The sequence below is a fragment of the Streptomyces albidochromogenes genome, assembly GCF_005981925.1.
Classification (GTDB): Bacteria; Actinomycetota; Actinomycetes; order Streptomycetales; family Streptomycetaceae; genus Streptomyces; species Streptomyces albidochromogenes.
The window spans coordinates 1-10,354 of the sequence record NZ_VBVX01000245.1 but is presented as its reverse complement, the minus strand read 5'-3'; the positions used below and the strand labels follow the sequence as shown (position 1 = coordinate 10,354).

Annotated in this window: 10 protein-coding genes and 1 pseudogene; 8 read left to right on the top strand and 3 right to left on the bottom strand. The window is 71.9% G+C overall.

Translation table 11 applies throughout. The annotated features are described in order from the left end of the window. Window positions 1-196: 196 nt before the first annotated feature. Complete coding sequence (locus E2E34_RS25685) at window positions 197-787, bottom strand: sigma-70 family RNA polymerase sigma factor (RefSeq protein WP_138904291.1); 591 nt, start codon at window positions 785-787, stop codon at window positions 197-199. Between the two features lie 243 nt (window positions 788-1,030). Here E2E34_RS25685 and E2E34_RS25680 point away from each other — a divergent pair, with 243 nt between their 5' ends. Together E2E34_RS25680 and E2E34_RS25675 are read left to right on the top strand one after the other, a co-directional pair. Beyond that, entirely contained in the window at window positions 1,031-1,405 is a 375-nt protein-coding gene (locus tag E2E34_RS25680) for an STAS domain-containing protein (protein WP_138897565.1), read from the top strand. A gap of 98 nt (window positions 1,406-1,503) precedes the next feature. Beyond that, entirely contained in the window at window positions 1,504-2,043 is a 540-nt protein-coding gene (locus E2E34_RS25675) for an EF-hand domain-containing protein (RefSeq protein WP_138904290.1), read from the top strand. Here the strand turns inward: E2E34_RS25675 and E2E34_RS25670 are convergent. Further along, entirely contained in the window at window positions 1,998-3,632 is a 1,635-nt protein-coding gene (locus E2E34_RS25670; protein WP_138904289.1) for a class I adenylate-forming enzyme family protein, read from the bottom strand. The genes E2E34_RS25675 and E2E34_RS25670 overlap by 46 nt on opposite strands. 144 nt (window positions 3,633-3,776) lie before the next feature. Here E2E34_RS25670 and E2E34_RS25665 point away from each other — a divergent pair, with 144 nt between their 5' ends. The 4 genes from E2E34_RS25665 to E2E34_RS25645 all read left to right on the top strand — a co-directional run bounded on the left by E2E34_RS25665 (window position 3,777) and on the right by E2E34_RS25645 (window position 8,025). After that, on the top strand, window positions 3,777-5,012 hold the full coding sequence (locus E2E34_RS25665; protein WP_138904288.1) for an amidohydrolase family protein: 1,236 nt from the start codon (window positions 3,777-3,779) through the stop codon (window positions 5,010-5,012). Then, window positions 5,012-6,175: an acyl-CoA dehydrogenase family protein gene (locus E2E34_RS25660; RefSeq protein ID WP_138904287.1), complete on the top strand. Its 1,164-nt coding sequence runs from the start codon at window positions 5,012-5,014 to the stop codon at window positions 6,173-6,175. The genes E2E34_RS25665 and E2E34_RS25660 overlap by 1 nt, the downstream gene beginning before the upstream one ends. Continuing rightward, window positions 6,175-7,071 carry an acyl-CoA dehydrogenase family protein gene (locus tag E2E34_RS25655; RefSeq protein WP_138904286.1) on the top strand — a complete coding sequence of 299 codons (897 nt, stop codon included), beginning with the start codon at window positions 6,175-6,177 and terminating at the stop codon, window positions 7,069-7,071. Before E2E34_RS25660 ends, E2E34_RS25655 begins: the two co-directional genes overlap by 1 nt. 486 nt (window positions 7,072-7,557) lie before the next feature. After that, entirely contained in the window at window positions 7,558-8,025 is a 468-nt protein-coding gene (locus E2E34_RS25645; protein WP_138904284.1) for an ATP-binding protein, read from the top strand. 280 nt (window positions 8,026-8,305) lie between these two features. On the opposite strand, the gene E2E34_RS25640 is transcribed toward E2E34_RS25645, so the two are convergent. Then, window positions 8,306-9,226, bottom strand: a complete 921-nt coding sequence (locus E2E34_RS25640) for a cyclase family protein (RefSeq protein WP_138904293.1) — start codon at window positions 9,224-9,226, stop codon at window positions 8,306-8,308. Window positions 9,227-9,463: 237 nt separating this feature from the next. Here E2E34_RS25640 and E2E34_RS25635 point away from each other — a divergent pair, with 237 nt between their 5' ends. Together E2E34_RS25635 and E2E34_RS25630 are read left to right on the top strand one after the other, a co-directional pair. Next, complete coding sequence (locus E2E34_RS25635; RefSeq protein ID WP_244316095.1) at window positions 9,464-9,793, top strand: trypco2 family protein; 330 nt, start codon at window positions 9,464-9,466, stop codon at window positions 9,791-9,793. A gap of 188 nt (window positions 9,794-9,981) precedes the next feature. After that, window positions 9,982-10,354 (top strand): annotated as a pseudogene (locus E2E34_RS25630) (adhesin); the annotation flags it as partial.

Genomic DNA, 10,354 nt, shown 5'->3' with positions numbered 1-10,354 from the left:
GCCCTGCCCTCCGGCCGGTCCCGCCCGCCGCTTCCTCCCGGACCGCCGCCTTCCGGACCGCGCGGACCGTGCGGCCCCTGAGGCCCGTGGGGTCCATGAGGCCCGTGCGGCCCCTGGGGTCCTTTGGGGCCGTGGGGTCCCTGGGGCCCATGAGGTCCGTGGGGTCCATGAGGTCCGTTCGCGCCGTGTTCCGCGTTCATCGGCGACGCTCCCCGAAGCCGGGCGGGGACGAGAGTCCGTCCTGGTGGGGAGGGTTCGCCGTGGACAGCAACTGCAGCCCGAGCCGCAGCCGGCGGCGGGCCTCGTCCTCCGTGACCCCCAGGTCGGCCGCCGTCTGCCGGTAGTCCCTGCGCTGGAAGTACGCGAGCTCCAGCGCGGCCCGCAGCGGCGCGGGCATCGACGTCACGATGTAGTCCGCGCGGGCGGCGGCCGAGGCCCTGCGGACCTTCTGCTCCAGCTCCTCCGAGGCGCGGCCGCCGTCACCGTCCGCCAGCTCCGCCGAGCCGCTCTGCCGCAGCCGGTGCACGGCCTGCCGGTGCGTGAGTCCGGCCACCCAGGACCTCAACGAACCCTGCTTCGGGTCGTACGCGTGCGGATCCTCCCAGACCTGGCCGAACACCTCGCGCGTGATCTGGTCGGCCGCCGCGTCGTCGTCGAGCACCCGGTGGGCCAGGCTGTAGACGAGCGACGCGAACCGGTCGTACAGCTCGCCGAGCGCCGCCGCCTCGCCGCGTGCCAGCCGCTGCTGCATCCTGCGGTCCCAGCGAGGTGGTGCGTCCTTCGCCATGCGGCCCCCAACCCTGTACGCCTGCCCACCGTGTGCCCTCGTCACTTCCTTCGAATGTAGTGCGAGGCGCTGACAACGCACGCCCCTTTACGGTAAGTGCGTCCGTGCTCCGGACCGGGATGATAATGATTCGGTCCCCCTGGGGTGGTGTCATTCGTGGCGTCGCGTTTCACGGGGGTGCGGTGGGGCAGCCGCGACATGGAAGGGCAACTTCCGCATCAGCAGAACGAAAGGTCCAGACGCGTGACGCTGAAGGTGATCGAGGCAGAGCACAACGCCTGGGCCGTACTGCACGTCTCCGGGGAACTGGACCTGGTGACCTCCCCCGCGGTCCGCCAGCACGTGCACGACGCCGTCGCGCACGGCCGCCACCGCGTGGTGCTCGACCTGTCCGAAGTGCTCTTCTGCGACTCCAGCGGGGTCGGCGTGATGATCGCCGCCCGTCGCCTGATGCATTCCTGCGGCGGCGACCTCCGGCTGATCCTGCCCGCGCGCGGCGCCGTCGACGGTTCGCATGTGAACAAGGTGCTCGCCGCCCTGGGCGTGCGCCGCCTCTTCGAGGTCTTCCCCGACGTGGCCACGGCCGCCGACGACGAGGCGCAGGCCCTCTCCGCCTGAGAACCCGCGGGAAGGTTTCGCGGGAACGTCCGCGAGAAGGCCCCTGAGAAAACCGGAGAATTCCCCGGTCCGGCCGCCCACGTCGTACCCTCCCCCCTATGGACAGCGCAGAGTACGAGCGCAAGACAGCGGCCCGGTTCGCGAGCTTCGACCAGGACGGCAACGGCTACATCGACCGCGAGGACTTCAGTGCCGCGGCAGCCGCCCTGCTGGCCGAGTTCGGCACGACGGCTCGCTGCGACAAGGGTCAGGCGCTCTACATGGGGGCCGAGGCCTTCTGGCAGGGCATGGCGGGCATCGCCGACGTGGACGGCGACCAGCGGGTCAGCCGCGAGGAGTTCGTGACGGGTGCGGTGAAGCGGCTGCGGGACAACCCGCGGCGGTTCGCCGAGATCGCCCGCCCGTTCCTGCACGCGGCGTTCGCCGTCGCGGCCGGGGACGACGGAACCCGAGTGACCCGGGAGGCCGCGGGGCGCGTCCTGCGGGTGCTGGGCGCGGCGGAGGACAGGGCGCAGGAGGCAGCGGCCGCGCTCGACGCGGACGGTGACGGTCTGATCAGCGAGGAAGAGATCCTGACCGCCTTCGCCACGTACTACACGACACCCGGACCGGACACCCCGGACACCCCGGACGCCTGAGCGCCGTCGGACCGGGCGGCCTGCGCCCGGTCCGACGTGAAGTGTTCGCGCAGCTTGTACTTGAGGACCTTGCGCAGCATCTCGTTGCGCGGCAGCGCGTCCACGAGTTCCAGCTGCTCGGGCAGCTTGTGCACGGACAGCCCCCGCGTCCGCAGGTACGCCGTGACCTCCTCCAGGGTCAGCGGCGCGGCCCCGGGGGGCTGTTCGACGACGGCGCACACCCGCTCGCCGCGCGCCGGGTCCGGCAGGCCCACCACGGCCGTGTCGCCCACGCCCGGGTGCTGGTGCAGGAGGTCCTCGATCTCCTTGGCCGAGATGTTCTCGCCCTTGCGGATGATGATGTCCTTCAGCCGCCCGGTGAGCACGAGATGGCCGCTCGCGGTGAGGTGCCCGATGTCTCCGGTGATCAGGAAGCCGTCCCGGTCGAACGCCGCCGCGTTCTGCGACGGGTCCAGGTAGCCGCGGCACACGGCCTCCCCGCGCAGCCGCACTTCCCCGTCGACGCCCGTGGGCAGGGGAGTGCCGTCCTCGCCGGTGACGCGTATCTCCATCCCCTCGGGCGGCCGGCCCTCCGTCGTCGCCAGGTTCTCCGCCGTGTCGTCCGGTGAGCCCATCGTGATCATCGGCACCTCGGTCATGCCGTAGCCGTGGGTCAGCGCGCAGCCCATCTCCCGTACGACGGCGTGGTAGATCTCCGGGGGCTTGGGCGCCCCGCCGCCCGCGAGCAGCCGCAGGCTGGGAACGACCCTGCGAGCGGGGTCCTTGCGCTGTTCGGCGAGGAACATCGAGTAGAAGGCGGTGGACCCGCCCGCGACCGTCACGCCGTGCCGGCGGTAGCCGTCCAGTGCGGCGGGCATCGCGAAGTGCTCGAAGAGGACGGCCGGAAAGCCGTACAGGAGCAGCATCACCAGGTAGTCGGGGCCGCCGATGTGCGCGTACGGGAACGCGATGGAGCCGACGTCGTCCGGGGACAGCCGCAGGGCGTGCGCCAGACAGGAGCCGCCCGCGATCAGCGAACGGTCGGTGTGCAGGACGCCCTTGGGGTCGGACGTCGTACCCGAGGTCCAGTAGATCCAGCGCACCGCGGTGCCGTCGGAAGGGGGCGGGGGGAGCGTTCCCGGGTCCCCTTCCGGAACGTTCCCGTACGCCTCGAAAACGCCGCGAGCGCCGAGCCGGTGCGCCATCGCCGTGTGGTCGAAGTCGCGCCACTGTCCCGGTACGGCGAAGAAGTCCGCCTTCGCCTCCCGGAGCGCGAAGCCGACTTCCCGCTCCCGGTAGAAGGGGATGACCGGTGTCTGTACGGCGCCGAGCCGGGCCAGGGCCACCGACAGGAGCACCGTCTCGATCCTGGTCGGCAGCTGCCACGCGACGACGCTCCCCGGGCGCACGCCCTGCCCGTAGAGGCCGGCCGCGACGCGTTCGGCGCGGTCCCTGAGTCCGCCGAAGGTGAGCACGCGGGCGGCGCCGTCGTCCTGGTCCTGGAGCAGTACGGGGCGCCGGGGGGTGAGCGCGGCGCGGCGGTCGACGAGCTCCCAGAGCGTGCGGGAGGCGCCCAGCGCGTAAGCGGTGTCGGTCGCGGTGTCGGTCACGGCGGTTCCCCTCACAGCTGACGGGCAGTCAGATCGTTGGGAGAGCGTAGGGCGCTGCGCCTTGTCGGTCCAGGGGTGCGGGGCTAGCCTGAGATCTGACGGGCCATCAGAAAGTCGGGATCGCGAACGCCGGAGGACACACCCATGGAACTGCCTCGGATTGTCAGCGTCGACGACCATGTGATCGAACCGGCGCACCTCTTCGAGACCTGGCTTCCGGCGAAGTACCGCGACCGCGGCCCCAGGCCGCTGACCGCCGGAATCGGTGAGCTCGCGTACGTGGCGGGCAAGTACCGGATCGCGATGGACCCCGACGGCCCGCCCGCGGACTGGTGGATCTACGAGGACCTCAAGTTCCCGTACAAGCGGAACATCGCCGCCGTCGGCTTCGACCGCGACGACATGACCCTGGAGGGCATCACCCGCGCGGAGATGCGGCGCGGCTGCTGGGACCCCGTGGCCAGGCTCGCGGACATGGACCTCAACCACGTCGAGGCGTCCCTGTGCTTCCCGACCTTCCCGCGCTTCTGCGGCCAGACCTTCGCCGAGGCGCACGACAAGGAGGTCGCCCTCGCGTGCGTGCGCGCGTACAACGACTGGATGGTCGAGGAGTGGTGCGGCGACAGCGGCGGCCGGCTGATCCCGCTGTGCATCATCCCGCTGTGGGACATCGGTCTGGCCGTCGCCGAGATCCGGCGGAACGCGGCGCGCGGCGTACGGGCGGTGACCTTCTCGGAGATCCCGACCCACCTCGGGCTGCCGTCGATCCACTCCGGCTACTGGGACCCCTTCTTCGCCGTCTGCGAGGAGACCGGCACGGTGGTCAACATGCACATCGGGTCCAGCTCCCAGATGCCCGCCGCCTCCCCGGACGCCCCGCCCGCCGTACAGGCCGCGCTCAGCTTCAACAACGCCATGGCCTCGATGATGGACTTCCTCTTCAGCGGCGTCCTGGTGAAGTTCCCCCGCCTCAAGCTGGCCTACAGCGAGGGCCAGATGGGCTGGATCCCGTACGCCCTGGAGCGCGCCGACGACGTGTGGGAGGAGCACCGCGCGTGGGGCGGCGTACGGGACCTGATCCCCGAGCCCCCTTCGATGTACTACTACCGGCAGATGTTCTGCTGCTTCTTCCGCGACAAGCACGGCGTCGCGTCCCTGGACGTCGTCGGGCGCGACAACGCCACCTTCGAGACCGACTACCCGCACGTCGACTCGACGTTCCCGCACACGAAGGAAGTCGCCCTCGACCACGTGAAGGGCCTCGACGACGAGACCGTCTACAAGCTGATGCGCGGCAACGCCATCCGCATGCTCGGTCTCGACCTGGACCGCGACCGCGTCCCGGCCGCCGGACACGTCACCGCCGACCGCGCCCGCTGATGGACCTCACGTACACCGAGGAGGAAGAGGAGTTCAGGGCGCGCCTGCGCGCCTGGCTGGCCGCCACGCTGCCCGGTCTGCCGCCCCGGCCCGACCCTCGGGACTGGCCCGGCAGGCGCGCGTACGACACGGCGTGGCAGCGCCGGCTGTACGACGCCGGGTACGCGGGGCTGCACTGGCCCGCCGACGCGGGCGGGCACGGCGCCACGCCCACCCAGCACCTGATCTTCCTGGAGGAGACCGAGCTGGCCGGGGCGCCCTACGTCGGCGCGAACTTCGTGGGCCTGCTGCACGCGGGACCCACGATCGCCGCGGAGGGCACTCGGGCACAGTGCTCCCGCTGGCTGCCGCCGATCCTGCGCGGCGACGAGATCTGGTGCCAGGGATTCAGCGAACCGGACGCCGGCTCGGACCTCGCGTCGCTGCGCACCAGAGCGGTGCGGGACGGGGACGCGTACGTCGTCACCGGATCGAAGATCTGGACCTCGCACGCGGAGGTCGCGGACTGGTGCGAGCTGCTCGTCCGCACGCGGCCGGTGAGCGCGGACGTTCCCGGGCACCGGGGCATCACCTGGCTCGCCCTGCCGATGAACGCTCCCGGAGTGAGCGTGCGGCCGTTGCGCACGCTCGCGGGAACGACCGAATTCGCGGAGATGTTCCTCGACGAGGTGCGCGTGCCGGCGGCCCACCGCGTGGGGGAGGAGAACGACGGCTGGCGCGTCACCATGGTCACCCTGTCCTTCGAGCGCGGCACCGCGTTCGTCGGCGAGGTCGTCGCCTGCCGCCGCACCCTGCGCGCGCTCGCCGAGGCCGCTCGCGGGAACGGCCGCTGGGACGACCAGGAGGTGCGCCGCACCCTGGGACGCCTCAACGCCGAGTTCACCGCACTGTGGCGGCTCACCCAGTGGAACGTCAGCGAGGCGCAGCGCGCGGGGGGCGTTCCCGGGAACAGCGGTTCCGTCTTCAAGTTGCGCTACTCGCACGCCCGTCAGGAGCTGTACGACGCCGCCGCGCGGGTGCTCGGCCCCGGCGGCCTGGACCTGTCCCACGACTGGACCGCGGACCGGTTGTCGTCGCTCTCGTACACGATCGCCGCCGGTACGTCGCAGATCCAGCGGAACATCGTCGCCGAGCGCGTCCTCGGCCTGCCGAAGGGGCGCTGATGGACTTCCGGCTCACCGACGACCAGCGCGCGCTCCAGGAGGGCGTGCGCAAGCTCCTCGAAGGCCGCTTCGGACGGGAGCGGCTGCGGGCCGCCGTCGACGGGCCCGGCGTGGGACCGGAGGCGTCGCTGGACCGCGCCCTGTGGCGGGAGCTGGGCGACGCCGGATTCTTCGCGCTGCGGCTGCCCGAGCGGGACGGAGGAGTGGGCCTGGGCCTGCCCGAGGCCGTCCTCGCCTTCGAGGAGGCGGGCCGCGCGCTGCTGCCGGGCCCCTTGGTGGCCACGCACCTCGCCGCCGCGACGGTCCCGGGAGCGGCCACCGGCGAGCGCGTGGTGACGCGGGTGGACGGCGAGCTGGTGGAGTGGCTGGACGCGGCCGACCACGTGCTCGGGAACGCCGCGGGCGCCGTGCCCGTGCGTTCCGTGGACCCGCTGACGCCGCTGCACCGCGTCCCCGGGGCGGCGGGCGGTGACGTACCGGAGCCCGACGCCGTTCCCGCGGCCCTGCTGACGGCCGCCGAACAGCTCGGCAGCGCCGGGCGGACGACCGAGGCGGCCGTCCGGTACGCGGGCGAACGCGAGCAGTTCGGCCGGCCCATCGGCTCCTTCCAGGCGGTCAAGCACCTGTGCGCGCGGATGCTGGTGCGCACCGAGACGGCTCGCGCCGCCGTGTACGGGGCCGCGGTGACCGGCGAGGCGGTGGAGATCGCCGGGGCCAAGCTGCTCGCCGACGACGCGGCGGTCCGCAACGCGCGCGACTGCTTGCAGGTGCACGGCGGCATGGGCTTCACCTGGGAGGCCGACGTACACCTGCACCTGAAGCGCGCCTGGGTACGGGCCGAGCGGTGGCCCACGGAGAGGGAGGCGGCCGAGCTGCTGGCGGCGGCGCTGCGGTGAGTGCCGGCGCGGCGCCGGGAGCCGTGACCGGGTGTGACGGCAAAGGCCACATTCCGTGCGTTCAGTGGCCCTTGGTGATCCACCGGTCACTCCCGCCTGCGACTGGTGAACGATTACGGTCCGTCGATATCGGGTTGTGTCCTACGCGTGACTCGTCACGGGCCGGAGTCGGGGGTGTGCTCCGGTACGCTCCGTGGGATGCGAGTGGTTGTGATGCGCAGCTGTCCCGGCGTTGCCTCGGTGGTGACTCCGGGCCGCGAGACGTGCGCCGCTCGCGCCGTGCGGAGGCGCCGTACGCGCCCCTGTTCGACTCCCCGCAGCGCGCGTCGCACAGTATGCACCACGCGTACTCCTTCGCGCTGGAATATGCCCGAAGCGCTTGTTGCGGTGACTGTACGTCAACCATGCTGTCCCATAAGGGAATCACGTTCCGTGACCCTGTGGAGACGCGAGGCGATGTGTTCGCCGGTTCGGATGGTGTGAGCGGTGCAGGTGCTTCAGGTGCAGTTGGAGGTAGGGGCCGACCCCGCCGAGGTGGGGCGTGCCCGGCGGTGGGCCCGCTCGCGGCTCGCCGGCTCGGGGATAAGGGTCGACGAGCCGCTGGCCGAGACCCTGATCCTGCTCATCTCGGAGCTGGTCACCAACGCGGTGGTGCATACGGGCTGTCCGGCCGTACTGCGCATGCTCTTCGGCACCGCCGACGACGGCACGGTCCGGGTCGAGGTCGCCGACACCAGCGCCCGGCCCCCCAAGCCCCGGCACGCGCAGGGCGACGACACCAACGGGCGCGGCCTGGAGCTGGTCGACGGGCTGGCCGACCGCTGGGGCTGGCAGTCCGAGGGCGCGGGCAAGCGCATCTGGTGCGAGGTCGACCGGGGGGCGCCCGTGGTGGCGTCAGGGGCGTACGAGGCGACTGTGTATGAGCCGTCGTGCGCTGTCACACATAGCGCGTAAAGGGTGAATCGCCGATCAGGTGTTGACGGTTGGTGAACGCCTGATGACCCTGGGGTGAGGCGATTCGCTGCGAGGGGACGCCGAGGAACCGAGCCGCGCCAAGGCGGCCCCGCCTCGGCGAACGCGGGTCGTGGTTCGGCGTCGGCTCCTCCGGGGGAAGTGAGAGGGGCAGGGCCTGTACGCCGGAGCCGGGTGGTGACCCTCGTGCCGCGCTCGGGGCGTGCGGGAGTGCGTCGCCACCCGGCTTGCTCTTGGACCTTCGAAGCTTGTGGCTGTGCCTTCAGAAGATCGCCACCGGAGCGACCGGCGTGCCCGTTCCCCCGACGAACGGCTCCGGCATCGCGGAGAGCAGGAAGGCGTACCGCTCCTCCCGCGCACAGGCTGTGGACAGCTCCTCCAGATTCCAGTTCTGGCCCTGGAGCATGCCCATCTCGACCAGGTCGAGCGCGTGTACGGGCAACCACAGGTTCTCGATCTCCGGCGGGAAGATCTCGAAGGTGAGCGTGTCGTTCGCGACCGCCGCGACGTCCCGCGTGTGGAACCACTCCGGCGTGCGGATCGACAGGCCGGGCGACGGATGGCCGTACGCGTGCTTGTCGCCCGCCAGGTAGGTCTGGATCTGCCCGGTCCGTACGAGAACGATGTCGCCGGCCCGGACCGTCGTACGCGCCAGTTCCTCGGCGGCTTCGAGGTCCTCGGGCGTCACCGCGTGGTCCCCGGCCAGCCGGTCCACCCCGCGCGCACGGGCCACGTCCAGCAGCACCCCGCGCGAGACGACGTGCCGCGCCTTGTCGATGCCGCTGTGGCGGGCGCGGGTGTGCGGCGTGATGCTGTCGGCCGGGCGGCCGTTGTAGATCCTGCCCGAGTGCGAGACGTGGGTGAGGGCGTCCCAGTGCGTGGCCGCCTGGAGGCCCATGGTCACGGTGTCGTCGCTGGTGGCGACGGTGCCGGGGCCGAACAGCTCCTGGTTGATCTGGACCATCGTGTGGAGCGGGTTGACCCGGCCGGGGATCAGGCCGGTCTGTACGCCGTCCTCCTGGAGGGGGAGCGCGAGGGGCACCCGGCGGCCGGTGCGGACGGCTTCGGCGGCGGCGCGCACGACCTCGTCGGTGATCAGGTTCAGCGTGCCGATCTCGTCGTCGGCGCCCCAGCGGCCCCAGTTGTTCACGCGCTTGGCGATGTCGTGGAACTCGACCGTCACGAAGGGCTGGTGGTCGTCCGTGTCGGGTATCCGGATGACGTGCGCGCAGGTCAGCACGAGCCCGTCACCGAGCAGCACACCGGCTCCGAGCACTTGTCCCCGCAGTCCGGGAAGGCGCAGTCGCACCCGCCAAGTTTCTTGATCAGTACGGAAGTTGGTCTCACCGCGCGACGCCCCCATGCTGTACCAGCATAGTCGCGGTAGGTGACAATGGGGCCTTGGCGGCAGAGGGGGGATGTGAGCGGATTGAACGTCGACGCCGAGACGCAGGGCGCGAAACTGGCCGATGTGATCAGCCAGGTACGAGCCGATCTTGAGGAGGCACAGCGCCGGGGCAGGGAGAGTGATCTGCGGTTCCGGGTGGAGAAGGTGAGCCTGGAGTTCGCGGTGCAGATCCGTCAGGAGACCGGCGGCAAGGGCGGTCTGCGCATCGGGGTGGTCACGGCCGACGTGGGCAGGACGACCGCGAACGACACCACCCACCGCATCCAGGTGGAACTCCAGCCCCGGGGGCGGGACTCCGGCGGCGTACTCGATGTGGGCGGACAGGTGGAGGACGCCGACTAGGTCCGGACGGCCGGCGGGGCCGGTCGCGGTGACCGGCCCTCCGTACGGGCACGAGCCGCCCCGCGCCCAATCGTGCGCATCCCCTGTCTCACGACGGCGGCCTCATGCATAGTGGGGCCCTTGACTGCCGGGGAGCCGCCGGCCGACCGTCCAGGCGGGTCCACGAGCTCGGGTGCGAGAAGGTCTTCATGGTGTGCGAACGGTGCGGGGGCGGACGCAGAGGCGCGCTGCCGGGCATGGCCTGTCCGGACTGCGGGACCGCCGCCGGTGACGGCCGGGTGGCCGGCGGCTCGTGGGTCGCCCGCGAGACCGTGGCGGGCCGCCTGTCCACCCTCTCCCGGCCGCGAAAGGCCCTGCTGGTCACGGCGGTCGTGCTCACCATGGCCGTCCTCGTCACCTCGGCCACGCTGCTGGCCGACGCGGACGGCGACAGCGACGGCGGTACGGGCGGCCCCGTGGGCAACGCGGACGACCTGTCCCGCGGCGTGCCGACCCGGATCGGCCCGACCGGCCCGCCCGACACCCCGGCCACGCCCTCGGCGAGCGCGAGCCGGACCCCGT

Excerpts from the sequence above, each read along its gene's own strand:
- E2E34_RS25655 (WP_138904286.1), top strand. The coding sequence starts at position 6,175 with ATGGACTTCCGGCTCACCGACGACCAGCGCGCGCTCCAGGAGGGCGTG.
- E2E34_RS25665 (WP_138904288.1), top strand. The coding sequence starts at position 3,777 with ATGGAACTGCCTCGGATTGTCAGCGTCGACGACCATGTGATCGAACCG.
- E2E34_RS25685 (WP_138904291.1), bottom strand. The coding sequence starts at position 787 with ATGGCGAAGGACGCACCACCTCGCTGGGACCGCAGGATGCAGCAGCGG.
- E2E34_RS25660 (WP_138904287.1), top strand. The coding sequence starts at position 5,012 with ATGGACCTCACGTACACCGAGGAGGAAGAGGAGTTCAGGGCGCGCCTG.
- E2E34_RS25675 (WP_138904290.1), top strand. The coding sequence starts at position 1,504 with ATGGACAGCGCAGAGTACGAGCGCAAGACAGCGGCCCGGTTCGCGAGC.